Raw genomic sequence first — 26,312 nt, forward strand, 5'->3', positions numbered from 1 at the left:
GATTATTTGATATTTAGTTGCGAGGTTAATCGAAATTATTATTTTGGGCTGACGTGCTGAAAAAGCACGCCAGCAGAGGAGATGTGGGAGTTAGTGTAGAATTTTAGCGAGGAAGTCTTTTGCTCGCGCTGATTTTGGATTATCAAAAAAATCATTTTTAGGTCTATCTTCCACAATTCGACCTTCATCCATAAAAATAATACGGTCAGCAACTTTTTTAGCAAAACCCATTTCATGGGTCACTACCATCATTGTCATACCTTCATTTGCAAGCTCTACCATTACATCAAGTACTTCATTAATCATTTCAGGATCAAGCGCTGATGTAGGTTCATCAAATAACATTGCAATAGGGTCCATGCATAATGCGCGAGCGATGGCGACACGTTGTTGTTGACCACCAGAAAGCTGAGCTGGATATTTGTTAGCATGGCTTGCTAATCCTACTCGCTCTAATAGCTTTAATCCTTTCTCTTTTGCGGCACCTTTCTCTCTATTAAGCACTTTAACTTGTGCCAGTGTAAGATTTTCAATAATAGAGAGGTGAGGGAAGAGTTCAAAATGTTGGAAAACCATACCCACTTTTGCTCGTAATTTAGCAAGATCAGTATGCTTGTCATTTACTTTGATTTCATTAACAAAGATCTCGCCTTGTTGTATCGGCTCTAAGCCATTCACTGTTTTGATCAGTGTTGATTTACCTGATCCAGAAGGTCCACAGACAACAACAACTTCCCCCTTTTTAACTTCAGTGGAACATTCAGTCAGTACTTGAAACTGACCATACCATTTGGATACGTCTTTTAGGGAAATCATCTAGGTAGTCCTTTTTTTAAGAAAGTTTACTAACATCGAAGCAGCGAAGCTAATGACAAAATAAACAAAACCAGCAAAGAGGATCATTTCAACTTGTGTACCATCTCGTTCTCCAATATTTGCCGCTGTTCTGAAAAAGTCAGTAAGACTTAAAACGTAAACCAAGGATGTATCTTGGAATAATACAATTCCTTGAGTCAGTAAAAGCGGGATCATGGCTCGAAAGGCTTGAGGTAGGATCACTAAACGCATGGTTTGTGATTTGGTCATACCTAACGCGAGTGAGGCTGAAAATTGTCCTTTGCTAACACTTTGAATACCTGCTCTTATAATTTCAGAGTAATAGGCCGCTTCAAATAAAGAGAACGCTATCATTGCTGAAATTAAACGGATATCACTTTTAGGTGAAAGTCCTAGAACATTTTGTAATATGTTAGGCACAATTAAATAAAACCACAGCAATACCATGACTAATGGGATAGAACGGAAGGTATTAACGTAAGCGGCTGCAAACCAGCTAATAGGCTTAAAGGTAGATAGGCGCATAACGGCAAGCACCGTTCCCCATAAAATACCGACCACAATAGCAGTGATAGTGATTTTTAGTGTGATAGCCATTCCATCGACTAAAAATGGTAGGCTTGGAACAACAGAACTCCAGTCAAATTCGTACATTATTGACCTCCTGTTGTGCCGGGTAAGCGAACGCGTTTTTCAAGCCAATTCATTATTACCATAATGATGACATTGATAAATACATAGGCCAGAGTGATTGCTGTGAATGACTCATACGCTTTCGCGGAATAGTCGAGGAGTTTATTTGCTTGTGCCGCCATATCAATAAGTCCGATAGTAGAGGCAATCGCTGAGTTTTTCACGAGATTGAGCATTTCGGATGTCATTGGTGGAATAATGACTCGGTATGCATTGGGTAATAAAACATAACGATAAGTTTGAGGTAAAGTTAAGCCCAATGCTAAACCTGCGGCTTTTTGTCCGCGGGGTAATGAGTTTATTGCGGCTCTAACTTGTTCACACATACGCGCGGCGGTAAATAAACCTAAGCAGAGTGCTGATGAAACAAAAAATTGCACATTGGGCGCTAAGTCCATTTTAAACCAGTCGCCAATAGATTGAGGCAAGAGTTCAGGAATAACTAAATACCACGTAAAGAATTGAACAATAAGTGGTACGTTACGAAATAACTCAACATAAACAGTGCCTAAGCTTGAAAGCCAGCGATTAGGTACTGTGCGTAAAATCCCGAATAAAGAACCAACAAAAAAGGCAATAATCCAAGCGCATAAAGATAAGGCAATGGTGACTTGAAAGCCAGAAATCAGCCATCCTAAGTATGTGGTGTTTCCGAAAGGGGCTTCTTGGAAGAATATCCCCCAATCCCAATCAATCGACATGATTTCACCTCCGGTGAAAAAAGAGGGGCAGGGAACGGCTGCCCCAAACTTCACTGATCTGTCTGTCCAACAGATACTTTATAATTATTTATTTTGCATCAATTACTTATGTGTTTTTAATTCAATGCCTTATCATTTGGTGATGCAAATAATGCTTTCATTTCATCAGAGATGGTGAATTCTAAGTTAAGATTTTTAGGTGGGATCGGTGCATTAAACCAGCGATTGAACGATTTTTCTGCTTCACCCGATTTTTGTGCTTGAGCGATAGTTTCATCAATTAGTGCTTTGAATTGAGCATCATCTTTACGCAACATACAACCATAAGCTTCTTCAGATTGCGGGGTTCCTACAATTTCCCACTCACCTGGTTTTTTCGCTTTAGCACGCTCACCAGCCAGTAATGCGTCATCCATCATAAAGGCAACAGCACGAGCTGATTCAAGTGTACGGAATGAGTCTCCATGATCTTTTGCGCTGATAATGCGCATATTCATCTTTTTCTCATCATTTAATTTGTTGAGTAACATTTCAGACGTTGTTCCTGATGTTACGACAACGTTTTTACCTGACAAGTCAGCAAAATCTTTAATTCCACTGTCTTTTTTCGCCAGTAAACGTGTACCTACGATGAAAATAGTATTAGAGAAACCAGCTTGTTGCTGACGAGCTTCATTGTTGGTTGTTGAGCCACACTCAAAATCAAATGTACCATTTTGTAATAATGGAATACGATTCTGAGAAGTAATAGGAATGAGGCGAACTTGTAAGTTTGGTTTGCCTATTTTGTCTTTTACAGCCTGCACAATTAGGTTGGAATAGTCTTGCGAATAGCCAACGACTTTCTGTTGATTATCATAGTAAGAGAAAGGAACAGAGGATTCTCTGTGTCCAACAATAATAATATCGTTGTCATTGATTTTCTTTAAGGTTCCAGTGAGTTCTTCTGCCTGCACTGCTCCTGCCGCCCCTAAGATCATTAATGATAATGCTAGTTTACGCATGCGCATAATAACTCCTGTCGTGGTGATAAGTGATATTGGTGTTTTGCTTTGTGTTGCTTTTTTGTTTTAATTTGTTTTGATAATGTTAATAGATAGAACAAATAACATACTGTTGGGAAGTGCAATTTGTGAAATACGAGAGGTATCTCCCAATAAAAGAATGAAATCAAATGTAGTTGATTATTTTTTTGGAAGTTGTTTTCAATATTTAAAATTATTGTAGTAGAAACCTTATAGAAATAAAGGTTAAAGATGAAAATTTGAGATGATGCGAAAAATAAACTAAGTAGGGATTTGTAAAGTTTGTCTTAAGGAGTTGTTTGTCTGTGGATTACCGTTAAGATAGCGAGTCATATTGATGAGGAACATCTATGAGTAATTGGCGGTCAGGTCGCTGGCTAGTGGTGATAACAGTTTTGCTGATCTTGTGTTGTATTGTTCAGCGTTCATTAGGTGCCCACATCATTAGTGAGCGCTTAGCAACAGCTGTTGCTCAAACACAATACCCACTATCAACACCAATTGCTGATGAGAATAGCGTAACAGAGCACACTTTTTCATTGTCTACCTGTGAATTAAGCGCCAAATCATTATTATCTGTTCCTCCATTAACAATAGAGCCATTTTTCCATTCATGGGTTGTATTACTGTTGTTAAGCATGGCTGCTGTCTATGTATCGCGTCAGCGTAATCAGAAAAAACACCATCATCCACCTCCACCAATCAGACTTCACCTTCATTATTGTATTTTGAGGGATTAGAAATTTCCTTTTAGCTAAAAGATTGCTCGTCTATTTTGGACGTGGCTTTATGTGTAGCGTTGTAGGAATTTTTAGGGAGTTGTTATGTTTCGTTCTTTTGTTATGGCGTTGATATTAACGCTATTTACTTTATCTACTTCTCAAGCAGCAGATACAGGCTGGTTAACCACGCCTGATAATTCTCATGCACAAGTTAGGGCGACAGCACAAAAGTTCCCAACGGGTGATGTGAAAGTTTTACTTGAAGTACAGCTTGAGTCTGGATGGAAAACGTATTGGCGTTCTCCAGGAGAAGGTGGTGTTGCCCCTGAAATTAATTGGTCGCAAGATGTAAGTACAATGATTTGGCATTGGCCTTCGCCTTCAGCTTTTGATGTAGCGGGTATTCACACACAAGGTTATGATAAACAAGTTATTTTCCCCATTGAGTTATCTCCTGTTCACGCTGATCGTTTAATAGGCGTTTTAACTTTATCAACATGCAGTAATGTCTGCATTCTGACTGACTACACTTTAGATTTAGATCTTACCGAACCTGTGCCTGCTGATTTTGAATGGCAATATAATCAGGCAATGGCCAAAATTCCTGTTGGAACGGGATTAATATCATCAGTTTCTTCTGGTTATAACAATAGCCAACTCACTATCTCTTTACAAAAAGAGCAAGGTGCTTGGGTTAAACCTAATATTTATCTCGATCCTCCTGAAGGTATGCTTTACGGTATTCCAAAATTAAAGCATCAAGATAAAAACCTATTTGTCACGGTTGATGTGACAGATGATTGGGGGGATGCTGCTGGTAATATCTCAGGTAAGGTACTTTCTTTTGTTATTACTGACCAAGATTTTTCTCGTCAAGTTAATGACATAATAGGGCATGGAAAAGAGGAGACTGCTCCACCTTCTAATTCAGGTATTGGGCTTTGGGGTATTCTTGCTTTTGCACTATTGGGCGGCTTAATTCTGAATTTAATGCCCTGCGTATTACCCGTACTTGCGATGAAAATGGGATCAATTTTACATCTCGAAAATCGTGATAAAGGCGTTATTCGCAAGCAATTTTCTATCTCTGTTTTAGGTATTTTAGTCTCATTTTGGGCGCTAGCTCTGTTTATGACAGGCTTACGTTATAGCCAAGAAGCTTTAGGTTGGGGGATCCAATTCCAAAGTCCTTGGTTTATTGGCTTTATGGTATTAGTTACCGCTATTTTTACTGCAAATCTATTCGGATTATTTGAACTGCGTTTAAGTAGCAATATGAATACCAAAATGGCAACAGCGGGTGGACAAGGATATAGCCGACACTTTTGGGAAGGTGCATTTGCAACCTTACTCGCGACACCTTGCTCAGCACCGTTTTTAGGAACCGCAGTCGCTTATGCACTTATAGCGCCTCTAAATGAACTATGGCTTATTTTTACTGCCCTAGGAATTGGAATGAGTTTGCCTTGGATCTTAGTGGCAATATTTCCATCTATCGCCAAAGCACTACCAAAACCAGGTAAATGGATGAATCGCCTAAGAGTTGTTTTGGGCTTTATGATGCTGTTGTCGAGTATTTGGCTAATAACGCTCTTGATCCCTCACTTAGGAATGCCAATAGTTGCAGGTATTTTTGTTATTATTGGGCTGTTGTTATTGTTTGCTATCGCAAAACATTATGGCAAAAAAGTATTATTGATTTCTACCGCGGTAGCCTTTCTTTTAGGGGGAAGCACCTATCTATTTGTGGAGCAACCAGCAAGCCAAACACTTGCGGGTCAAGATACGATAAATTGGCAACCTTTATCAGAAGAAGCGATACACCAAGCATTAGCAGAAAATAAACGCGTATTTGTTGATGTAACAGCTGATTGGTGTGTAACCTGCAAAGCAAACAAATACAATGTATTATTGCGAGAAGAGATCCAAACTGCACTTTCTGCACCAGATATTGTTGCATTAAGAGGGGATTGGACTAAACCCTCCGATAAGATCACTCAATTTTTAAAACAACGTGGTCAAGTTGCAGTACCTTTTAACCAAGTTTATGGACCTTGCCATAAAGATGGCGTGGTTTTACCTCCTATTTTAAATAAAGATTCAACATTGACAGTTCTTTCTGAGGCTAAAGGAGCCCAATAATGAAAAAAACACTTTCTGCACTGGTTATCTCTTCGTTACTTTTTGGTGCAAATGTACAAGCAGCAGCGTTAAGTGCGGATCAGGAAAAAGAAGTTCGTGCGCTGGTTCGTGATACGTTAATTAAAAATCCAGAAATTTTGGAAGAAGCTATCACAGCATTACAAGCGCAAAAAGCAGATGAGCAACAAGCTCAATTCCGTACTGCATTAAAAGCAGAGCATGACGCATTATATAACGATGCAGCAAGCCCTCGTATTGGTGCCAAAGACGCTAAGTTAGTGTTGGTTTCTTTTACTGATTATAACTGCCCTTATTGCAAACGCTTCGACCCATTATTAGAACAAATCACAAAAGATTATCCTGAAGTTGCCGTGATTATTAAACCACTGCCATTTAAAGGTGAAAGTTCTGCAAAAGCCTCTCAAGCGGTACTTTCAGTTTGGAAAGAAGATCCAAAAGCATTCTTAGCATTACACCAACGTTTAATGCAGAAGAAAACAATGCTTGATAACGCAAGTATTGATGATGCAATGAAAACAACCAATACAAGCAAAGTGAAATTAACCGATGAAAGCCTAAAAGCGTTACAAAATAACTTAGATCTTTCTCGTAAGTTAGGTATTCAAGGTACACCAGCAACGGTTGTTGGCGATATGGTTATCCCTGGTGCTGTTGATTACGCTCAGCTAGAAGTGATTGTTAAAGAACAACTGGCTAAAGTGAAAAAATAATGCGTAGTCGCTTACGAAAGTGGAGTAAAGAACTGATTGTTCTGATTGTCATTTTCGTTGTAGCTTCTTTTGCAATGGATTGGTGGCGTCAACCTATGCCACCAGCCTTAACGAATTTACCTGAGCTATATACTGTTGATAATAAAGTTGTTTCTTTAGCTGAATTGAGTGCTGAAAAGCCTTTATTAATCTATTTTTGGGCAACTTGGTGTGGAGTTTGTAAACTCACAACTCCCTCAGTAAATTCGTTAGCACTAGATGGTTATAACGTGACATCTGTTGCGATCCGTTCTGGTGATAACGCAAAGTTAGAGCGCGGCATTCAGTCTAAAGGATTGGTCTTTCCTGTAATAAATGATAGTCGAGGGGATATTTCTCAGCAGTGGAAAATTAGCGCAACACCTTCATTTGTTATTGTTTATAAAGGGGAAATGGTAGGCTTTACGAGCGGTTGGTCATCTTCATGGGGATTAAAACTACGTTTATGGTGGGCAGGCCTTTGAACGGTATACAAACAATCATTTTAGGCTTTTATCAATTAAAAATAACGGAATTCAATATAATAATGAATTCCGTTATTTTATTTTGCTTTACTCAACTCGCCGTTTAATAAAGGCGATGATAAAAAATAATCCAACCATTATCCACAATGGTGTATTACCCCACTTGTAATAAGGGGTTAATCCAGTTGTTGGTGTGATTTTTTCTGCTAAAGCACCTTCTTCAAACTGAGGAAGTTGAGAAATAACATCACCATTGGCTGCAATAAAGGCGGTAATACCGTTATTCGTTGAGCGTAATAATGGTCTTCCTAACTCTAAAGAGCGCATTCTTGCCATTTGAAAATGTTGCCAAGGGCCGATTGAATTACCAAACCACGCATCATTAGAAATCGTTAATAAGAATCGTGTATCGGGTTTAAAATTAGCGCGGACTTGTTCACCTAAAATAATTTCGTAACAAATAGCTGCGGTTATTTTGGCATCATTGACAGTGAGCTGAGGCTGTACATATTCACCTTGGCTTAATGATGACATCGGTAAATTAAAGAAAGGCGCAAGTGGGCGTAATAGCGATTCTAATGGTACATATTCACCAAAAGGAACAAGGTGATGTTTGTTATAGCGATCTGTTGCTGGGTATTGGTAAGCATAGTGTTCACCTAATGTGATGACACTATTGTAGAAACGATAACCTTCTAATGTCGGTCGAGCATCAATAATTCCCGTCATTAAATGGGTATCTTGCTCTCTCAGTTGCTTATCAAGCTCAGCTAAAAAGCCTTGTTGTTGAATTTCAACATCAGGGATCGCTGATTCAGGCCAAATAATAAGATTTGCATTACCGATAAAAGGGCGGCTTAAAGTGAGATAGGTTTTTAGCGTGCTCTCTAATGTACCGGGTTCCCATTTTAATGATTGTGCAATATTTCCTTGGATTAATGCAATTTCTTGCGTTTCATCGGGTAAAGGTTGATACCACTGATAGGACTTAAAGCTGATAGGTAATACTAATAAAAGCAGTGCAACCACGACACTATAAATCGATTTGCGATAGAGTGCAAACGCAATTAATCCACTGATAACGGTTAGGAGTAGCGTTATCATGGTAACACCAAAAATAGGTGCAATGCCTTTTAATGGGCCATCAATCTGGCTATAACCAAACTGCAACCAAGGGAAGCCGGATAACACCCAACCTCTTAAGAATTCAGTGATTTGCCATAATGCAGGAGCTGCAAATACAAACCGCCAGAGTGTTGGTTTTGGAAAAAACTTATTCAGTAATCCTGCAAATAATAGCGTGTAGAGTGATAAATAGAGAGCTAATAAAATCACTAAAAAGATATTTATCGCAAACGGCATACCACCAAAATCAGCGATACTGACGTAAACCCAATTTACGCCGCTACCAAATAATCCAAATCCCCAAGCAAAGCCAAGGAATGCGCCTTGGCGAGTTGTGCGGTGAGTGATTATCAGTAATAAGCCAAGTAGTGAAATTAACGCCGCAGGCCAAAAATCAAATGGCGAAAATGCTAATGTGCCAATGGCACCGAAAAAAACCGCCAGAAAGGCGCGAACCCACTGGCGGTTTAAGAAAGAGATCTTATTCATTGATATCCTATGCATCATTACCTAGTTCAGGGATTGGCGCATCATCGGGGATATGCACATAAACCTGAATGATCTTACGGCTATCTGCCATAACAACTTTAAATTGGTAATTATCAATAGTAATAGTTTCACCACGAGCAGGAAGGTGACCAAAGGCTTGCATGACTAAACCGCCAATCGTATCAACTTCTTCATCGCTGAAATGCGTACCGAACGCTTCATTGAAATCTTCTATCTGGGTTAAAGCTCGAACTGAGTAAGCGTGACGACTTAACGGACGAATATCAATATCATCCTCATCATCATACTCATCTTCAATTTCGCCTACGATAAGTTCAAGAATATCCTCAATTGTGACGAGTCCAGATACGCCTCCAAATTCATCGATCACAATCGCCATATGATAGCGTTGAGAGCGGAACTCTTTTAATAGGCGATCAACCCGTTTGCTTTCAGGCACAACAACAGCAGAGCGTAAGACTTTATCCATACTAAATGGCTCTGCGTCGGTACGCATAAATGGCAGTAGATCTTTCGCCATTAATAAGCCTTCAATATGATCTTTGTCCTCGCTAATGACTGGGAAACGAGAATGTGCTGAATCAATAATCACATCTAAACACTCATCAAGGGTTTGATTGCGTTTTAGTGTGACAATTTGCGAGCGAGGGATCATAATGTCCCGAACGCGTTGTTCAGCAATATCCATTACCCCTTCAAGCATGTCGCGGGTGTCGGGATCAATTAATTCTTTCTGTTCAGAATCGCGGATAAGCTCCATCAGATCATCACGGTTTTTAGGTTCACCGTGGAACCACTGATTAAGCAGTGTGAGAAACCCTTTCTTAGGACCAGGGTTATCGTTACTCGAAGATTGGTCGTCGCTCATGGCGTTTTAACTATTTTTCCTCATTGAATGGTTAATTAGATATAGTATTTATCATAAAAATAAGAGAACTGTTACTCTTTTTCAATCAAATAGGGATCTGTATAACCTAAATTTTGTAAGATTTCTGTCTCTAAACCTTCCATTTCTTCGGCTTCATCATCTTCAATATGATCATAGCCTAAAAGATGGAGACATCCATGAATAACCATGTGTGCCCAATGTTCTTCAACAGTCTTACTCTGTTCAACCGCCTCTTTTTCTACCACTTGGCGGCAAATAATCAAATCACCTAATAACGGCAATTCAATTTCAGGTGGAGCCTCAAAGGGAAAAGAAAGCACGTTAGTCGGTTTGTCTTTTCCACGATAAGTGAGATTCAGTTCGTGACTTTCTGCCTCATCAACAATACGAATAGTCACTTCACTTACAGGTTGAAATTGCGGTAATACCGCTTCTAACCATGTCATAAATTGGGCTTCAGTAGGAAGCCCTTGCGCATTTTCACTTGCTACTTGTAAATCAAGGATAACTTCACTCATGATTTTCTCTCTGAAGCTTCTCTTTTTCTGCTTTGATAGCTTGGCGGCGTTTTTGATCTTCCATTTCCCAAGCTTCATAGGCGATAACAATTTTGGCAACCACCGGATGGCGAACAACGTCTTCACTATGGAAAAAGTTAAAACTTAAGTCATTAACATCAGATAAAACTTCAATGGCATGACGTAAGCCTGATTTATTGCCTCTTGGCAGGTCAATTTGGGTAATATCCCCAGTGATAACCGCTTTAGAGTTAAAGCCAATACGTGTTAAGAACATTTTCATCTGTTCGATGGTCGTGTTTTGGCTTTCATCAAGAATAATAAAGGCGTCATTTAATGTGCGCCCACGCATATAGGCGAGGGGTGCGACTTCAATGACATTACGCTCTATTAGTTTCTCAACTTTTTCAAAACCTAACATCTCAAATAACGCATCATAAAGTGGTCGTAAATAGGGATCGACTTTTTGACTTAAATCGCCCGGTAAAAAGCCCAGTTTTTCACCCGCTTCAACCGCAGGGCGCGTTAATAAAATACGACGCACTTCTTGGCGTTCAAGAGCATCAACAGCAGCAGCAACAGCCAGATAAGTTTTCCCTGTACCAGCAGGCCCAATACCAAAAGTAATATCATGAGTCTGGATATTGGCAATATATTGTGCCTGATTCGGTGTACGAGGTTTTATCACACCTCGCTTAGTTCGAATATTGGTTGATTTCCCAAATTCAGGAACATGCTCATCACTTTGCTCAAGCACACGGCTTTCTTTGATTGCAAGGTGAATTTGTTCAGGGTCGATATCGGGGATCACGCCTTTAATTGGCGAGGTTTCCACATACAGGCGACGTAAAATTCCTGCGGCTGCATTGACACACAATGATTTTCCCGTGAGTTTAAAACGGTTATCACGATGATTAATCTCGATACCTAAACGGCGCTCAAGTTGCTTAATATTATCGTCAAATGGACCACATAGGCTCATTAAACGGGCATTGTCAGCTGGCTCTAAGAAGATTTCTTGGGTCGCTACCTGTGCATGTGCTATTACTGTCACTGATTATCCTTTTGTTCAATCTGATCAATTAAGGTTGGTAAACACCTACCCCTAATTCATCTTCTTTACGTGTACGTGCAATGACGGATTCTGGAGATTCGTGAATACGTAAATCCATTTGGTCTTCCGTTCTAACAACTTTACCACGTAGTGAGTTGGCATAAACGTCAACAATCTCAACATCAACGAACTTACCAATCATATCTGGTGTACCTTCAAAGTTAACCACACGGTTATTCTCAGTACGACCAGAAAGCTCCATCACATTTTTACGTGAAGGCCCTTCAACTAGAATACGCTGTACCGTATTTAACATTGCACGGCTAAAGTTCATTGCTTGTTGATTGATGCGCTGTTGTAGCAGATATAAACGTTGTTTCTTCTCATCTTCACTAACGTCATCAGGTAAATCAGCCGCTGGGGTGCCCGGACGTGCTGAATAGATGAAACTAAAGCTCATATCGAAATTAACATCCGCAATTAATTGCATGGTTTTTTCAAAGTCGTCTTGGGTTTCACCCGGGAAACCAATGATAAAGTCTGAACTTATCAGAATACCAGGACGTGCTTTGCGTAGTTTGCGAATGATGCTCTTATATTCAAGTGCAGTATGGTTACGCTTCATTAATGTTAGAATGCGGTCAGAACCACTTTGCACTGGCAAGTGTAAATAGCTGACTAATTCTGGAGTATCTTCATAAACCGCAACAATATCGTCAGTAAATTCGATAGGATGGCTGGTAGTAAAGCGAATGCGGTCAATGCCGTCAATTGCGGCGACTAAGCGAATTAATTCAGCAAAGCTACAGATTTGACCATCAAAAGTAGCGCCTCGGTAGGCGTTAACGTTTTGACCTAACAAGTTTACTTCGCGCACACCTTGTGCCGCTAATTGAGCAATTTCAAATAGCACATCATCACAAGGGCGGCTAACTTCTTCACCGCGTGTGTAAGGAACTACGCAGAAAGAGCAGTATTTGTTACAGCCTTCCATGATGGAGACGAAAGCAGAAGGACCTTCAGCGCGAGGCTCTGGTAAACGGTCAAATTTTTCGATTTCAGGGAAGCTGATATCGACAACAGGGCTTTTAGTCCCTTTAACCTGATTAATCATTTCAGGTAAACGGTGTAAAGTTTGTGGTCCGAAGATAATATCGACACACTGCGCACGTTGACGGATGTATTCACCTTCTTGAGAAGCAACACAACCGCCGACGCCAATGATAATATCGGGTTTATTATCTTTAAAATATTTCCAACGTCCTAACTGATGAAAGACTTTTTCTTGTGCTTTCTCACGGATAGAACAGGTATTTAGCAGTAGAATGTCCGCGTCTTCGGCGACATCGGTTAACTGATAACCGTGGGTGCTTTCGAGTAGGTCTGCCATTTTGGATGAATCGTACTCATTCATCTGACAGCCCCAAGTTTTAATGTACAGTTTTTTTATCGTCGACATTGTGTAAATCCGGTATTTTCAGTGAGACAATAGCTAATCATTGGAAAACGTTGCGTGTAATAAGCCAATAAGGCGGTTATTGTAGTCATTTGTGTGGTCAGTGACTAGAGCAAGTCGGCGCTAATTCTCTATGGCGTTTAGTTTAATCGAAATAAACTGAAACAGCGCTTACCTATTATTTAAAGTAATGAGTTATGGCATAACAATGATGAGTAATGTAAAAAACGATTTTGATGCAATCATCGCTGGTGGAGGGATGATTGGCGCTGCTGTTGCAATTGGGCTGGCGCAAGAAGGATTGCGTGTTGCAATGATTGAACGGCAGTCTCCAGCACCTTTTGATGCGTCATCTCATCCTGATATCCGTATTTCTGCGATTAGTTGCGCGTCTGTTAGTCTATTAAAACAATTAGGTGCATGGCAACATGTTTTAGCGATGCGTTCTGCGCCTTATCTTACCTTAGAAACATGGGAAGAAGAAAATGCCCATGTGGTTTTTGATGCTAAAAGCTTAGGTTTACCAGAATTAGGCTATATGGTTGAAAACCGAATTTTGCAATTAGCCCTTTGGCAAGAGGCTGAACGTTATAGCAATATCACTTTATTATGTCCAAATAGTCTAAGTAAAATGACTTATTTAGATGATAAATGGAAAGTAACCCTTTCTGATGGCAGTGAAGTGACCACAAATTTAGTGGTGGGTGCGGATGGTGCAAACTCTCAAGTGCGCCAATTTGCGGGTATTGGTAGCAATGGCTGGCAATATCGTCAATCTTGTATGCTGATCACCGTGAAAACAGAGTTGCCTCCTGAAAAGGGTACATGGCAACGTTTTTACCCTTCAGGACCTCGTGCTTATTTACCGCTTTTTGATAATTGGGCTTGTTTAGTTTGGTATGACTCGCCTGACAGAATTAGAAAACTGCAAAATATGACAATGGCGCAGTTAGAAAAAGAAATTCAACATGCTTTTCCTGAGCGATTAGGTAAAGCGATACCTATTGCAGCAGGTTCATTCCCATTAACGCGTCAGCATGCAAGTCGTTATGTTGATAAAGGCATTGTTTTGTTGGGAGATGCGGCTCACACCATCAATCCTTTAGCGGGACAGGGCGTTAATTTAGGTTACCGTGATGTGGATTGTTTCTTAGATTTAGTCGCTGATGCCAAAAAACATTTTGAGCCTTGGGATTCAATGGCGTTATTGAAGAAATATCAGCGCCGTCGTATGCCTGATAATTTAGTAATGCAAGCGGGCATGGACGTATTTTATCACGCCTTTAGCCACCAATTACCGGGTTTAAAAGTTGTTAGAAATATCGGTCTTTTAGCTGCTCAACATGCAGGCAAAGCGAAAGAAGCTGCATTACGTTATGCGTTAGGTATTAAGTAATTAGAAATGCGATGATCTGAGTTGAATATCAGCAATAAGATCATCGCATTGTTGTTATGCTTTTAAATGCTTGGCATGAAAAGCAATATGCTCACCAATAAAGCTCGCCACAAAGTAGTAACTGTGATCGTACCCTTGATGTAAATTCAATTGATAAGAAAATTGTTTTGCATCGCAAGCTTGTGAAAATAATTCAGGCTTCAGCTGCTCTTGATAGAAAGGATCATCGAGTCCGACATCAACACGCATAGGTAATACATTTTCTGCTTGGCTAATCAATGCCACCGCATCATATAGGTGCCATTGTGTCGTATCATCGCCTAAATAAGCGCTAAACGCTTTTTTACCCCAAGGAACAACTGACGGTGCTACTATCGGAGAAAACGCTGACACACTGCGGTAGCGTGCCGAATTTCGCAATGCAATTGTTAGTGCCCCATGACCTCCCATCGAATGCCCACTAATGGCACGTTGATGAGTCACAGGAAAATGCGTTTCTATCAGTGTAGGAAGTTCATCAACAATGTAGTCATACATATTGTAATGAGTATTCCACGGCGATTGTGTCGCATTAAGGTAAAAACCTGCGCCTTGCCCTAAATCATAAGCACTATCATCAGCGACATTTTCACCACGAGGACTGGTATCAGGTACGACTAAAATAATGCCATGCTGCGCCGCAAATTGTTGAGCTCCCGCTTTAGTAATGAAATTTTGTTCGTTGCAGGTTAAGCCTGATAACCAATATAAAACAGGGTATTTTTGCTCTTCTTCCATAGGAGGAAGGTAGATGGCAAATTTCATCTCACAATTTAACGTCTTTGAGGTATGTTGATAGACTTCTTGCCAACCGCCAAAGCAGGCGTGACGTTCAATCCTTTCCATTTTGACTCCTTTAAAAGCAAAGACAAACCTATGAGACATAGGTTTGAAGATGATTAATCGAAATGAATAACCGTTCGGATTGATTTACCTTCATGCATTAAATCAAAGGCTTCGTTAATGTCTTCAAGCGGTAATGTGTGAGTGACAAATGGCTTTAGTTCGATAGTACCTTTCATCGCATCTTCAACCATACCCGGTAATTGGCTGCGACCTTTAACACCACCAAAAGCGGTACCTTTCCATGAACGGCCTGTGACTAATTGGAAAGGACGAGTTGAGATCTCTTGTCCTGCACCAGCAACACCAATAATAATGGATTGACCCCAGCCACGATGTGCACTTTCTAATGCAGCTCTCATGACATTAACGTTACCAATACATTCAAAAGTATGGTCAACACCCCATTGTGTCATTTCAACAAGGACTTGCTGAATGGGCTTGTCGTAGTCATTAGGATTTAAGCAATCTGTAGCACCAAATTGACGTGCTAATTCAAATTTTTCAGGATTAGTATCAATCGCAAAAATTCGACCTGCTTTGGCTTGTCTTGCACCTTGAAGAACAGCAAGGCCAATGCCTCCTAAACCAAACACTGCAACCGAATCACCTTCTTGCACTTTTGCTGTATTGTGAACCGCGCCAATACCGGTTGTTACGCCACAACCTAATAAGCAAACTTCTTCGTGATTGGCTTCTGGATTGATTTTTGCCAGAGAAACTTCAGCCACCACAGTGTATTCGCTAAAAGTAGAGCATCCCATATAGTGATAAATAGGCTGCCCGTTATAAGAAAAACGTGTTGTTCCATCTGGCATTAAACCTTTACCTTGCGTTGCTCTGACTGCAACACATAAGTTTGTTTTGCCTGATTTACAGAATAGACATTCACCACATTCAGCAGTGTACAGAGGAATAACGTGATCGCCTGGTTTAACGCTAGTGACACCTTCACCAACCTCTACAACTACACCAGCACCTTCATGACCAAGAATTGCAGGGAATACACCTTCAGGATCATCACCAGAGAGTGTAAATGCGTCTGTATGGCAAACACCGGTGTGGCTAATTTTTATGAGCACTTCACCCGCTTGAGGTGGCATTACATCAACTTCAACGATTTTTAAAGGTTCTCCTGGCCCAAATGCGACCGCAGCACGAGATTTCATGGTGTATCCTTTTTGTTATTAACGCAGGTAAGTGCGGATAAGTGAAATGGCATCATCAACGGAATTTTTTTGATCTTCAGGAGAAGCGACGGCATCCATAAGACCTTCACGTAAATGACTTTCGAGTACTCCAGCCATCAGGCCATTGATAGCACCTCTGATGGCGGCAATTTGTTGTAATACCTGACCGCATTCATTTTCATTTTCAAGTGCAGTTTCTAATGCAAGAAGCTGCCCTTTAATTTTTCTTACGCGAGTTAACGCGGCTTTTTTTTCTGCTGGTGAGTGTGGCATACATAATCCTTAAATATACTATGGGGGAGTATAGTATCTGGAGGGATATATGTACAGAGGGATCAATAAAGTGTGGAGTGATGAGAATAAATAAAAAATGATGATGTGGAGAATGTTGATCTTTGAGAGTGAGTAGAGGAATAAGAAAAGAAGGAGGGAATAATGATGTTTAGATAACAGATAGGAAAAAATGAAGAGATAAAAACAAAAAAGACCCGCTATTGCGAGTCTTATCTGTTGATTTCGTGATAAACACGTTAATAATCAATGGTGCGGGAGGCGAGACTTGAACTCGCACACCTTGCGGCGCCAGAACCTAAATCTGGTGCGTCTACCAATTTCGCCACTCCCGCATACAACTTTTCAGAAAAAAAGACTCGCTCTGCGAGTCTCTCTTTCAAAATATGGCTGGGATACCAGGATTCGAACCTGGGAATGCCAGGATCAAAACCTGGTGCCTTACCGCTTGGCGATATCCCAAAAAATGGTGGCTATGACGGGATTCGAACCTGTGACCCCAACATTATGAGTGTTGTGCTCTAACCAGCTGAGCTACATAGCCTTATTGAATCTAGCTATCTTTCTTTTGAAAGATGGCTGGGGTACCAGGATTCGAACCTGGGAATGCCAGGATCAAAACCTGGTGCCTTACCGCTTGGCGATACCCCATCCGCTAATTCAATTGTCAACACACTTATTTATCAGAAATATGGCTGGGATACCAGGATTCGAACCTGGGAATGCCAGGATCAAAACCTGGTGCCTTACCGCTTGGCGATATCCCAACTGATAAATTCTTGACGAGGTTAAAATGGTGCGGGAGGCGAGACTTGAACTCGCATACCTTGCGGCGCCAGAACCTAAATCTGGTGCGTCTACCAATTTCGCCACTCCCGCAAAAATATGGTGGCTATGACGGGATTCGAACCTGTGACCCCAACATTATGAGTGTTGTGCTCTAACCAGCTGAGCTACATAGCCATCTTTTTTTGCATAACCTTCGTCGGCGTTGCGGGGCGCATTATGCGTATTACAGACAAATCCGTCAACTGCTTTTTGCATTAATTTTCGAGAAACGTGTCCGTTTGCTCGATGGTTAATCATTTTGTCGAAAAAAGATCCAAAAAACAACCTTGTTGATGAAAAATATCTCAAAGAATAAGGCGCAATAGTGTGTGAATAAAAAGAAAAAACAAAGCAGTAAGAGAAATGATATTAAGCTAAAGAAGGAAAAGATGAAGAACAATGAGTATAAAAAAAGAAATGAGGTGAAAAACTCACGCTACATTTCTTTTTCTTTGGATATTACTGATTGAATTTTAGACTTATTTCGCAATAAAGGTTAGAAAAGTATATATTCAACTCAAAAAGTATAATTTATCGACAATAAATTACTTTTCTAATAGCTGTTGAAGCAATTCTCCGTTAAGCATTGCGCGTTTAGTTAAGGCAAAAGCCCCTATGGCAGAACGATGATCAAGCTCTGATGTGACGACAGGAAGCTCTTCTCTGAATTCTTTTAATACTTGCGTATTAATACAACTTTGAATTGAGGGAAGTAAAACTTCAGCTGCTTCAGTCAATTCACCCGCTAAAACCACTTTTTGTGGGTTAAATAAGTTAATAGCGATAGCAATAGCTTTACCTAAATGTAAACCCACTTGTTTGATAGTTTCGACTGCTAGCGGGTCATTTTTAACAGCAGCTCGACAAATATCTTGGATTTGGCACTGTGTTGGCGATAAATACTGGCTTGGGTAGCCTTGCTCTAATTGATAGCGCACTTTGGCTTCGATAGCAGTATTGGATGCAATCGTTTCTAAACAACCAAAATTACCACAATGGCAACGTTCACCTAGAGGATCGATTTGAATATGACCAATTTCCCCTAGGTTACCACGCTGGTTGAGCAGAATTTTATTATTAATGATAACACCTGCACCTGCACCACGATGTATCCGGACGAGTAGTGAGTCTTCACAATCTCGTGTGGCACCAAAATAGTTTTCAGCGAGTGCAAGGCTTCGAATATCATGCCCAGCATAACAAGGTAGGCTAAAGCGTTTTTCTAAGCTATTTACCAGAGCCCAATTATCTACTTTCATATGAGGCATATAGCGAACAATGCCTTTATTTGGATCAACAAGACCGGGCAAGATCACGGAAATTGAAATAAGCTCACGAATGCGACGTTGATTTTGTTTAATAAAATCATCAATTGCATTGATGAGCAGGGCTTCAACTTCATTTTGAGTACTCTGCTCTAAAGGGTAGTGCTGCTCAATGATGACTTTACCGCTCAGATCGTAAAGAGCGACAGTAGCATCATTACGCCCCAATCGCACACTGACTGTATTAAAGTTGCGGTGTTCAACAATAATAGAGATTGCGCGACGCCCACCTGTTGATGCCTGTTGATCAACCTCTTTGATTAAGCCTCGTTCAAGCAACTGACGAGTAATTTTAGTCACACTGGCTGGCGCTAGTTGGCTTTGTTCGGCTATTTGGATACGGGAAATTGGCCCGTGTTGATCAATCAGTCGATACACAATCGCACTGTTAAGTTGTTTAACAAGATCGATATTGCCAATTTGCGTTTCAGTGTTGTTATGACTCATCAGCATAGACATCCATTAGTTATTCAGTTATTTCGATACCATTGACAAACGTTGTGCAAAGGTTGAAGTCCTTGTCGAAAGAAGTGAGGTTAGCAATTTTTCCTGCTTCAATTGTTCCCAATTCTTTTTCCATTCCGATTGCACGAGCAGGATAAAGTGTTGCCATCCGCAATGTTTCATCTAATGGAATACCTACATGGATCACGCTATTTTTAATTGCACCAATCATGGTCAGTGATGATCCACTTAATGTGCCATCTGCATCGACACAAAGACCATTACGATAATATATGGTTTTACCCGCAAAAACGAAGCTATCCATCTCATTTTTACTAGGATCAAGCCCTGCTGGCGCAGTTGCATCTGTGACTAAAAGTAGTTTTTCACCTTTCAGACGCTTACTGTTACGAATATTTGCCCATGAAACATGTAAACCATCGGCAATGATACCAGCATAAACCTCAGGTGTATCATAAATGGCACCTACAAGCCCCGGCCCTCTGCCTGTAATATAAGGCATTGCGTTGTAAAGGTGAGTCGATAATGAGATACCATTACGGAATCCTTTACGTGCTTCTTCATAAGTCGAATTGGAGTGACCCGCAGAAACAATGATACCTGCTTTGATTAATTGACGAACATACTTTTCATCAACCATTTCAGGTGCTAGGGTGATTTTAGCGATAACATCAGCATTATCGCACAAATAGTCAATCATCTGTGCACTAGGTTGGCGAATAAACTGTGGATCATGAGTCCCTTTTTTAATTACATTGATATAAGGGCCTTCTAAATGTAATCCCAACACTTTATTTTCATGTTTCTTCATATAAGCACGAGTTGCGTCAATGCCTATTTTCATCAATTCATCAGAACAGGTAATTAACGTGGGTAAATAGCTAGTGCAACCTAAACGTTCATTTGCTTTTTGCATAATTTCTAACGTTTCAACGGTGACATTTTCAGGCGTGTCATTAAATTGTACGCCACCACAGCCATTAACCTGTAAATCGATAAAACCGGGAGAGACAATTGCACCTTTCATATCACGAACAGTGATATCTTTTGGCAGTTGATCCTGTGGGCAAACCTGCTCAATACGGGAGCCGTTAATAATAATGGCGTGGTTTTCTAAACGGTCGAAACCTGTATAAATAACAGCATTTGTTAAGGCAAACATACCTTTGTCTCCTGATAAGGGAAGTCAATCTAAAAATCCGATATCAGCCAGCAAATTCTGGCTGATAAGTAAGAGAGCTTAGCCTTTTCCACTACTTAATCAGTAGGTACTTATTTTACTAAACTTAGTCTTGGTATTTCTGACACTCTTGCGCTTCAATCTGTTGGAAATAACGCAATGTTTTTACTCGTAATTCCATTGTTGCAGGATCATCACACACTAAAATGGCTTTAGGGTGAAGTTGAACACAGGAAATCGTCCATAAATGGTTAACAGCGCCTTCTGTTGCAGCATGTACTGCTTGCGCTTTATTAAAACCAGTTGCCAAAATCATTAATTCTTCAGCATCTAATAATGTACCTACACCAACTGTCAGTGCATATTTAGGAACATGATTAACATTATTATCGAAGAAGCGTGAATTTGCTAAACGAGTGTCTTCTGTTAGCGTTTTCATGCGAGTACGTGAAGAAAGTGATGATGTTGGCTCATTAAATGCGATATGACCGTCGTTACCTACACCGCCCATAAACAAATTGATTTTGCCATAAGACTTAATTTTAGCCTCATAACGTTCGCATTCTGCTTGTGGATCTTCTGCATTACCGTTTAATAAATTGATATTTTCATCTTTAATATCAATATGATTAAAGAAGTTCTCATACATAAAAGTACGGTAACTTTGTGAATGATCTGATGGAATACCAACATATTCATCCATATTGAACGTTACAACGTGTTGGAAGCTGACTTTTCCTGCACGATGTAATTCAATTAACTCTTTATATGTCGCCAATGGCGTGCCACCAGTCGGTAAACCAAGCACGAAAGGGCGCTCTGCTGTTGGATTAAACGCATTGATCTTCTCAATGATATAATTTGCAGACCACTTACCAACTTGTTTTGCCGTGGATAGGGGGATTAACCTCATAGTAACCTCATAGAAAAAAGACAAATCTGATAACTCAGTAACGTGTTATTTTATCGTGTGATTATCAGTGGCTCATCTATACTCGTCATCCTTCAAGTTGCAGGGGTGTTGGCTACGCTCAGCTACCCGAATCACATACATGAGTATACTCATCGGGATATCTTTGCTTGTCGCCTACCTGCAACTCGAATGATTTAGAGTGTATAACACGAATTTCTTTTCATTTTTAGCTGATGATCGAAATGTCCCGCCAAAAGATATTTTTAATCATAAAATAAGCTTTCTGACTTAGCCAGCATTTCAGCTAAAAAATATACTATATTGGTGACTTAACTCACAAATTATGACTAATTAATTTGCGATACGAAATAAATTTTTTAGACTAAAAATGGAATTAAATAATTAGCTCATCAATTTTCTTATAAAATATGAATGAGTATGAATAAGATCCCAATATAGGGGCTATCCAAGGGGGAGTTTGTGAATATTTTAAGTTATCTGCAGAAGATAGGACGGGCGCTGATGGTGCCTGTTGCTACATTACCTGCAGCAGCAATTCTGATGGGGATTGGCTACTGGATTGACCCAGTAGGCTGGGGTAGCGATAACGCGCTTGCTGCCTTACTTATCAAATCTGGTGCTGCTATCATCGACAATATGTCAGTCTTGTTTGCCATTGGTGTTGCTTATGGTATGTCGAAAGACAAAGACGGTGCTGCCGCTTTAACAGGGTTTGTTGGGTTCTTAGTTGTGACAACACTTTGCTCTCCAGCAGCGGTGTCAATGATCAAAGGCCTACCTTTAGAAGAGGTTCCAGTTGCTTTTGGTAAAATAAATAACCAGTTTGTTGGGATCTTAGTTGGTGTACTTTCAGCCGAGCTTTATAACCGCTTCAGTAGCGTTGAGCTGCCTCGCGCACTGTCGTTCTTTAGTGGTCGCCGTTTAGTTCCCATTCTAACCTCGTTTTTAATGATCATCGTCGCCTTTATTCTGATGTATATCTGGCCTGTGATTTATGGCGGATTAGTTAGCTTTGGTGAAAGCATTAAAGATATGGGAGCATTAGGTGCGGGTATTTACGCATTCTTTAACCGTTTATTAATTCCAGTGGGCTTACACCATGCGTTGAACTCTGTATTCTGGTTTGACGTTGCTGGTATTAATGATATTCCTAACTTCCTAGCAGGTCAGCAAGCTATTGATTCTGGCTTAGCAACAGTGGGTGTTACAGGTCGTTATCAAGCAGGTTTCTTCCCAGTAATGATGTTTGGTTTACCGGGTGCAGCTCTTGCTATTTATCACTGCGCACGTAAAGAGCACAAAGCAAAAGTGGCTGGTATTATGATGGCGGGTGCGTTTGCCGCATTCTTCACAGGTATTACTGAGCCGCTTGAATTCTCCTTTATGTTCGTCGCACCAGTGCTTTATGTTATTCACGCATTCTTAATGGCGATTTCTGTTTATATCGCGGCAAGCATGGAGTGGATTTCAGGATTCGGCTTTAGTGCAGGCTTAGTGGATATGTTCTTATCTTCACGTAACCCACTGGCTGTTCATTGGTACATGCTGATTGTTCAGGGTATTGTTTTCTTCTTTATCTATTACGGTATTTTCCGTTTCACTATCACTAAATTTAACCTGAAAACACCAGGTCGTGAAGATGAAGTGACCGGTGATGAAACTGCTGATGGTTATGATGAAGATATCAAAACAGCGCCAGCAAATAGTAAAGAAGGTATTCAACAAGAAGCTCGCCAATATATCGCGGCTATTGGTGGTTCTGATAACTTAACGGGTATTGATGCTTGCATTACACGTTTACGTCTTAATGTAAAAGACTCTGGCGTTGTTAATGATGCATACGCAAAACGTTTAGGGGCTTCAGGCGTTATTCGCTTAAACAAACAAAGTGTTCAGGTGATTGTGGGTACACGCGCAGAGCTTGTCGCTAATGCAATGCGCGATGTATTAACACAAGGTCCTGTGCCTGCTTATGAAGGTGCTTCTGCTTCAACAGTTTCTACTGAAAAAGCACCCGTAAAACAAGCTAATGCCAATGCAAAAGTGTTACTTGAAATGATTGCACCTTTTGATGGTGAAGTGGTGGCATTAAAAGATGTGCCTGATGAAGCGTTCTCTAGTGGTGTTGTTGGCGATGGCGTAGCAATCAAACCAACCTCTAATATCGTGATGGCGCCTGCGACAGGTACTGTTGTTAAGATTTTTGATACAAACCATGCATTTTGTATTGAGACTGACAATGGTGTGGAAATCATTGTGCATATGGGAATTGATACCGTTGCATTAGGTGGTAAAGGCTTCAAGCGTTTAGTTGAAGAAGGTGCAGACGTTAAAGTTGGTCAACCTATCTTAGAATTAGATCTTGAATATCTGAACGCTAATGCCAAATCGATGATAAGCCCTGTTATTGTCAGCAATATCGATGATTTTGATAAGATTACTGAACAAGTTGCCGGTGTTGTGGTCGGAAATAAAACGGTTATCTACAAAGTGTTAAAATAAATTCTATATAGATATTTAATCCTCTATAAAGAGATGGTTAAATAAGACGATAAAACGGGGAGTCTTTCGAACTTCCCGTTTTTTTATCTCTATTTTGATAAATATCTCAGGGGTGTATTTAGCTAAGGTATTTATGAAACCTGCTTATTGGATTATAGTGGGTTAATTATGCGTTTTGCTTTGAGGAAAAAATGACCATGAATGAGGCAGATGCCCGCCCAACGAACTTTATTCGTCAAATTATTGACGAAGATCTGGCTACCGGGAAACATGATAGCGTTCAAACGCGTTTCCCACCTGAACCTAATGGCTATCTTCATATCGGCCATGCGAAATCAATTTGCCTGAATTTTGGTATTGCTAAAGATTATCAGGGAAAATGTAATCTACGTTTTGATGATACCAATCCAGTAAAAGAAGATATTGAGTACATCAACTCAATTCAAAAAGATGTTCAGTGGTTAGGTTTCCAATGGGAAGGTAGCATTCATTACTCCTCAGATTATTTTGATCAACTTTATCAATATGCGATTGAGCTGATTAATAAAGGCTTAGCTTATGTTGATGAGTTAAGTGCTGAAGAAATTCGTGAATACCGCGGTACATTAAAAGAGCCAGGTAAAAACAGCCCTTATCGCTCACGTAGCGTAGAAGAAAACTTAGCGCTGTTTGAAAAAATGCGTGCGGGTGGCTTTGAAGAAGGTAAAGCGTGTTTACGTGCGAAAATTGATATGGCATCACCTTTTATTGTTATGCGTGATCCTGTTCTTTATCGTATTAAATTTGCTGAACACCACCAAACTGGAAATAAATGGTGCATTTATCCAATGTATGATTTTACCCACTGTATCTCTGATGCACTGGAAAATATCACACATTCTTTATGTACTTTAGAATTCCAAGATAACCGCCGTTTATATGATTGGGTGCTGGATAATATCACTATCCCTTGTCATCCTCGTCAATATGAATTCTCACGCCTTAACCTTGAATATACAGTGATGTCAAAACGTAAGCTGAATCAGCTTGTGACAGAAAACATTGTGAATGGTTGGGATGATCCTCGTATGCCAACGATTTCAGGCTTACGTCGTCGTGGTTATACCGCAGAATCTATTCGTGAATTCTGCCTACGTATTGGTGTGACGAAACAAGAAAACAACGTCGAAATGGCAGCTTTGGAATCTTGTATTCGTGATGACTTAAACGAAAATGCACCACGCGCAATGGCGGTTATCGATCCAGTTCGTTTAGTGATTGAAAATATGCCAGAAGGTGAAGAAATTCTTGTTGCACCAAATCACCCAAACAAACCAGAAATGGGTACGCGTGAAGTACCATTTAGCCGTGAGATCTATATTGATCGCGCAGACTTCAAAGAAGAAGCAAACCGTCAATATAAACGTCTGGTGCTAGGTAAGGAAGTGCGTCTACGTAATGCTTATGTGATTAAAGCAGAACGTGTCGAAAAAGACGATCAAGGCGAAATTACGACCATTTACTGTACTTATGATGCAGAGACTCTAAATAAAGATCCTGCTGATGGGCGTAAAGTAAAAGGCGTTATTCACTGGGTAAGCATTCCACATGCTATTCCTGCTGAAATCCGTCTTTATGACCGTCTATTTAGCGTACCAAACCCAGCAGCAGAAGATGATTTCTTATCAACAATTAACCCTGAATCATTAGTTATTCGTGAAGGTTTTGTTGAACGTAGCTTAAAAGATGCTGCTATCGAAAAAGCGTATCAATTTGAGCGTGAAGGCTACTTCTGTGCTGATAAGCTTTCAACAGCGGATAAACTTGTGTTTAACCGTACTGTGGGCTTACGAGACACTTGGGCGAAGATTTCTCAGCAAGGTTAATCTGACGCATTTTAAGACACATTAGTACTTTAATGAATAAAATGCTCGGTAATTATTTATCGAGCATTTTTTTATCTGTTTTACATCTTAGTTTGGATGATTTTTCATCTATTGATATTAAACATTTACTATTCTTAATTTGATTAGTCTTTCGTTTTTTCTTTTTTAGGTGATAACTTTTCATTTATTTCATTTGAAATAGTTTATTCACTATCACTTTATTCTTTTGTTTTTTCATACCATCACGCTAAATAAAACTGTAATAAGAAAAGTGTGATTAATACCGCCTATTTCACACTGTTAAAAAAGATCATTTATAAGTACTGCTTATTATTCCTTTCTATAAAAACGAAATTTCATATCATTTAAAGATTGTTTTATAAAATACATTTAAATCAACTAATTATGATTACTTTTAGTCAATAATTATAAAAGTAAGAAAATGAAACGATCATTTGGTTATGTGTCCTTTGTCATATTTTGATAAAAATTCTTTTTTTTAGGTTGATAATTCGCGTCGCGAAAAATATGCTGTTTCTAACCTAATT

General features: G+C 39.9%; 22 protein-coding genes and 7 tRNA genes. 7 read left to right on the forward strand and 22 right to left on the reverse strand.

Going from position 1 to position 26,312, the window contains the following annotated elements:
* Positions 1–90 precede the first annotated feature (90 nt).
* The 4 genes from F1325_RS04950 to F1325_RS04965 form a co-directional block, all read right to left on the reverse strand.
* Positions 91–816: an amino acid ABC transporter ATP-binding protein gene (locus F1325_RS04950; RefSeq protein ID WP_109374086.1), complete on the reverse strand. Its 726-nt coding sequence runs from the start codon at positions 814–816 to the stop codon at positions 91–93.
* Entirely contained in the window at positions 817–1,491 is a 675-nt protein-coding gene (gene gltK, locus F1325_RS04955; protein ID WP_006537724.1) for a glutamate/aspartate ABC transporter permease GltK, read from the reverse strand.
* Positions 1,491–2,231 (reverse strand): amino acid ABC transporter permease, encoded by a 741-nt coding sequence (locus F1325_RS04960; RefSeq protein ID WP_109374088.1) that lies wholly within the window; start codon positions 2,229–2,231, stop codon positions 1,491–1,493. Before F1325_RS04960 ends, gltK begins: the two co-directional genes overlap by 1 nt.
* 116 nt (positions 2,232–2,347) lie before the next feature.
* A complete protein-coding gene (locus F1325_RS04965; RefSeq protein ID WP_160230063.1) occupies positions 2,348–3,241 on the reverse strand; it encodes an amino acid ABC transporter substrate-binding protein in 894 nt (297 codons plus the stop codon).
* Positions 3,242–3,606: 365 nt separating this feature from the next.
* Here F1325_RS04965 and F1325_RS04970 point away from each other — a divergent pair, with 365 nt between their 5' ends.
* The 4 genes from F1325_RS04970 to F1325_RS04985 all read left to right on the forward strand — a co-directional run bounded on the left by F1325_RS04970 (position 3,607) and on the right by F1325_RS04985 (position 7,354).
* Entirely contained in the window at positions 3,607–3,996 is a 390-nt protein-coding gene (locus F1325_RS04970) for a metal resistance protein (protein ID WP_160230064.1), read from the forward strand.
* An 84-nt stretch (positions 3,997–4,080) separates the two neighbouring features.
* Positions 4,081–6,120 carry a protein-disulfide reductase DsbD family protein gene (locus F1325_RS04975; RefSeq protein ID WP_109374091.1) on the forward strand — a complete coding sequence of 680 codons (2,040 nt, stop codon included), beginning with the start codon at positions 4,081–4,083 and terminating at the stop codon, positions 6,118–6,120.
* The gene (locus F1325_RS04980; RefSeq protein ID WP_109374092.1) at positions 6,120–6,851 is read left to right on the forward strand and encodes a DsbA family protein; all 732 of its coding nucleotides are present in this window, start codon (positions 6,120–6,122) and stop codon (positions 6,849–6,851) included. Before F1325_RS04975 ends, F1325_RS04980 begins: the two co-directional genes overlap by 1 nt.
* On the forward strand, positions 6,851–7,354 hold the full coding sequence (locus tag F1325_RS04985; protein WP_109374093.1) for a protein disulfide oxidoreductase: 504 nt from the start codon (positions 6,851–6,853) through the stop codon (positions 7,352–7,354). The genes F1325_RS04980 and F1325_RS04985 overlap by 1 nt, the downstream gene beginning before the upstream one ends.
* 87 nt (positions 7,355–7,441) lie before the next feature.
* Here F1325_RS04985 and lnt read toward each other — a convergent pair whose 3' ends face one another.
* From lnt to miaB, 5 genes are all read right to left on the reverse strand, one after another.
* A complete protein-coding gene (lnt, locus tag F1325_RS04990) occupies positions 7,442–8,968 on the reverse strand; it encodes an apolipoprotein N-acyltransferase (protein WP_109374094.1) in 1,527 nt (508 codons plus the stop codon).
* A 7-nt stretch (positions 8,969–8,975) separates the two neighbouring features.
* Positions 8,976–9,857, reverse strand: a complete 882-nt coding sequence (corC, locus tag F1325_RS04995) for a CNNM family magnesium/cobalt transport protein CorC (RefSeq protein ID WP_023581153.1) — start codon at positions 9,855–9,857, stop codon at positions 8,976–8,978.
* Between the two features lie 71 nt (positions 9,858–9,928).
* Positions 9,929–10,396: an rRNA maturation RNase YbeY gene (gene ybeY / locus F1325_RS05000; RefSeq protein ID WP_109374095.1), complete on the reverse strand. Its 468-nt coding sequence runs from the start codon at positions 10,394–10,396 to the stop codon at positions 9,929–9,931.
* Positions 10,389–11,450, reverse strand: coding sequence for a PhoH family protein (locus F1325_RS05005; RefSeq protein ID WP_109374096.1), 1,062 nt, complete (start codon positions 11,448–11,450; stop codon positions 10,389–10,391). Before F1325_RS05005 ends, ybeY begins: the two co-directional genes overlap by 8 nt.
* Positions 11,451–11,478: 28 nt before the next feature.
* A complete protein-coding gene (gene miaB / locus F1325_RS05010; protein WP_109374097.1) occupies positions 11,479–12,909 on the reverse strand; it encodes a tRNA (N6-isopentenyl adenosine(37)-C2)-methylthiotransferase MiaB in 1,431 nt (476 codons plus the stop codon).
* Positions 12,910–13,114: 205 nt separating this feature from the next.
* Between miaB and ubiF the strand changes: the two genes are divergently transcribed.
* Positions 13,115–14,302 (forward strand): 3-demethoxyubiquinol 3-hydroxylase, encoded by a 1,188-nt coding sequence (gene ubiF / locus F1325_RS05015; protein ID WP_160230065.1) that lies wholly within the window; start codon positions 13,115–13,117, stop codon positions 14,300–14,302.
* 54 nt (positions 14,303–14,356) lie between these two features.
* Here the strand turns inward: ubiF and fghA are convergent, their stop codons facing one another.
* The 13 genes from fghA to nagB all read right to left on the reverse strand — a co-directional run bounded on the left by fghA (position 14,357) and on the right by nagB (position 21,376).
* Positions 14,357–15,187 (reverse strand): S-formylglutathione hydrolase, encoded by an 831-nt coding sequence (fghA, locus tag F1325_RS05020; protein ID WP_160230066.1) that lies wholly within the window; start codon positions 15,185–15,187, stop codon positions 14,357–14,359.
* 53 nt (positions 15,188–15,240) lie between these two features.
* A complete protein-coding gene (locus F1325_RS05025; RefSeq protein ID WP_109374100.1) occupies positions 15,241–16,353 on the reverse strand; it encodes an S-(hydroxymethyl)glutathione dehydrogenase/class III alcohol dehydrogenase in 1,113 nt (370 codons plus the stop codon).
* Between the two features lie 18 nt (positions 16,354–16,371).
* The gene (locus F1325_RS05030; RefSeq protein ID WP_036938507.1) at positions 16,372–16,647 is read right to left on the reverse strand and encodes a metal-sensing transcriptional repressor; all 276 of its coding nucleotides are present in this window, start codon (positions 16,645–16,647) and stop codon (positions 16,372–16,374) included.
* A 268-nt stretch (positions 16,648–16,915) separates the two neighbouring features.
* Positions 16,916–17,000: transfer RNA gene (locus F1325_RS05035), tRNA-Leu, on the reverse strand.
* A gap of 52 nt (positions 17,001–17,052) precedes the next feature.
* Positions 17,053–17,127 (reverse strand) — tRNA-Gln (locus tag F1325_RS05040).
* Between the two features lie 5 nt (positions 17,128–17,132).
* A tRNA-Met gene (locus tag F1325_RS05045) sits at positions 17,133–17,209 on the reverse strand.
* 32 nt (positions 17,210–17,241) lie between these two features.
* Positions 17,242–17,316 (reverse strand) — tRNA-Gln (locus F1325_RS05050).
* A gap of 41 nt (positions 17,317–17,357) precedes the next feature.
* Positions 17,358–17,432 (reverse strand) — tRNA-Gln (locus F1325_RS05055).
* Between the two features lie 27 nt (positions 17,433–17,459).
* Positions 17,460–17,544, reverse strand: a tRNA-Leu gene (locus F1325_RS05060).
* Between the two features lie 7 nt (positions 17,545–17,551).
* Positions 17,552–17,628, reverse strand: a tRNA-Met gene (locus F1325_RS05065).
* Positions 17,629–18,038: 410 nt separating this feature from the next.
* Positions 18,039–19,271, reverse strand: a complete 1,233-nt coding sequence (gene nagC, locus F1325_RS05070) for a DNA-binding transcriptional regulator NagC (RefSeq protein WP_088493435.1) — start codon at positions 19,269–19,271, stop codon at positions 18,039–18,041.
* 13 nt (positions 19,272–19,284) lie between these two features.
* Positions 19,285–20,445 (reverse strand): N-acetylglucosamine-6-phosphate deacetylase, encoded by a 1,161-nt coding sequence (gene nagA, locus F1325_RS05075; protein WP_109374101.1) that lies wholly within the window; start codon positions 20,443–20,445, stop codon positions 19,285–19,287.
* Positions 20,446–20,569: 124 nt separating this feature from the next.
* On the reverse strand, positions 20,570–21,376 hold the full coding sequence (nagB, locus tag F1325_RS05080) for a glucosamine-6-phosphate deaminase (RefSeq protein WP_109374102.1): 807 nt from the start codon (positions 21,374–21,376) through the stop codon (positions 20,570–20,572).
* Positions 21,377–21,856: 480 nt separating this feature from the next.
* Between nagB and nagE the strand changes: the two genes are divergently transcribed.
* On the forward strand, positions 21,857–23,899 hold the full coding sequence (gene nagE, locus F1325_RS05085; RefSeq protein ID WP_109374103.1) for an N-acetylglucosamine-specific PTS transporter subunit IIBC: 2,043 nt from the start codon (positions 21,857–21,859) through the stop codon (positions 23,897–23,899).
* Between the two features lie 197 nt (positions 23,900–24,096).
* Positions 24,097–25,764, forward strand: a complete 1,668-nt coding sequence (gene glnS / locus F1325_RS05090; RefSeq protein ID WP_160230067.1) for a glutamine--tRNA ligase — start codon at positions 24,097–24,099, stop codon at positions 25,762–25,764.
* Positions 25,765–26,312 lie beyond the last annotated feature (548 nt).

Origin of the sequence: Proteus columbae (assembly GCF_009914335.1) — a bacterium.
GTDB lineage: Bacteria > Pseudomonadota > Gammaproteobacteria > Enterobacterales > Enterobacteriaceae > Proteus.

Excerpts from the sequence above, each read along its gene's own strand:
- F1325_RS04950 (WP_109374086.1), bottom strand. The coding sequence starts at position 816 with ATGATTTCCCTAAAAGACGTATCCAAATGGTATGGTCAGTTTCAAGTA.
- gltK (WP_006537724.1), bottom strand. The coding sequence starts at position 1,491 with ATGTACGAATTTGACTGGAGTTCTGTTGTTCCAAGCCTACCATTTTTA.
- F1325_RS04960 (WP_109374088.1), bottom strand. The coding sequence starts at position 2,231 with ATGTCGATTGATTGGGATTGGGGGATATTCTTCCAAGAAGCCCCTTTC.
- F1325_RS04965 (WP_160230063.1), bottom strand. The coding sequence starts at position 3,241 with ATGCGCATGCGTAAACTAGCATTATCATTAATGATCTTAGGGGCGGCA.
- F1325_RS04970 (WP_160230064.1), top strand. The coding sequence starts at position 3,607 with ATGAGTAATTGGCGGTCAGGTCGCTGGCTAGTGGTGATAACAGTTTTG.
- F1325_RS04975 (WP_109374091.1), top strand. The coding sequence starts at position 4,081 with ATGTTTCGTTCTTTTGTTATGGCGTTGATATTAACGCTATTTACTTTA.
- F1325_RS04980 (WP_109374092.1), top strand. The coding sequence starts at position 6,120 with ATGAAAAAAACACTTTCTGCACTGGTTATCTCTTCGTTACTTTTTGGT.
- F1325_RS04985 (WP_109374093.1), top strand. The coding sequence starts at position 6,851 with ATGCGTAGTCGCTTACGAAAGTGGAGTAAAGAACTGATTGTTCTGATT.
- lnt (WP_109374094.1), bottom strand. The coding sequence starts at position 8,968 with ATGAATAAGATCTCTTTCTTAAACCGCCAGTGGGTTCGCGCCTTTCTG.
- corC (WP_023581153.1), bottom strand. The coding sequence starts at position 9,857 with ATGAGCGACGACCAATCTTCGAGTAACGATAACCCTGGTCCTAAGAAA.
- ybeY (WP_109374095.1), bottom strand. The coding sequence starts at position 10,396 with ATGAGTGAAGTTATCCTTGATTTACAAGTAGCAAGTGAAAATGCGCAA.
- miaB (WP_109374097.1), bottom strand. The coding sequence starts at position 12,909 with ATGTCGACGATAAAAAAACTGTACATTAAAACTTGGGGCTGTCAGATG.
- ubiF (WP_160230065.1), top strand. The coding sequence starts at position 13,115 with ATGATGAGTAATGTAAAAAACGATTTTGATGCAATCATCGCTGGTGGA.
- fghA (WP_160230066.1), bottom strand. The coding sequence starts at position 15,187 with ATGGAAAGGATTGAACGTCACGCCTGCTTTGGCGGTTGGCAAGAAGTC.
- F1325_RS05025 (WP_109374100.1), bottom strand. The coding sequence starts at position 16,353 with ATGAAATCTCGTGCTGCGGTCGCATTTGGGCCAGGAGAACCTTTAAAA.
- F1325_RS05030 (WP_036938507.1), bottom strand. The coding sequence starts at position 16,647 with ATGCCACACTCACCAGCAGAAAAAAAAGCCGCGTTAACTCGCGTAAGA.
- nagC (WP_088493435.1), bottom strand. The coding sequence starts at position 19,271 with ATGCTGATGAGTCATAACAACACTGAAACGCAAATTGGCAATATCGAT.
- nagA (WP_109374101.1), bottom strand. The coding sequence starts at position 20,445 with ATGTTTGCCTTAACAAATGCTGTTATTTATACAGGTTTCGACCGTTTA.
- nagB (WP_109374102.1), bottom strand. The coding sequence starts at position 21,376 with ATGAGGTTAATCCCCCTATCCACGGCAAAACAAGTTGGTAAGTGGTCT.
- glnS (WP_160230067.1), top strand. The coding sequence starts at position 24,097 with ATGAATGAGGCAGATGCCCGCCCAACGAACTTTATTCGTCAAATTATT.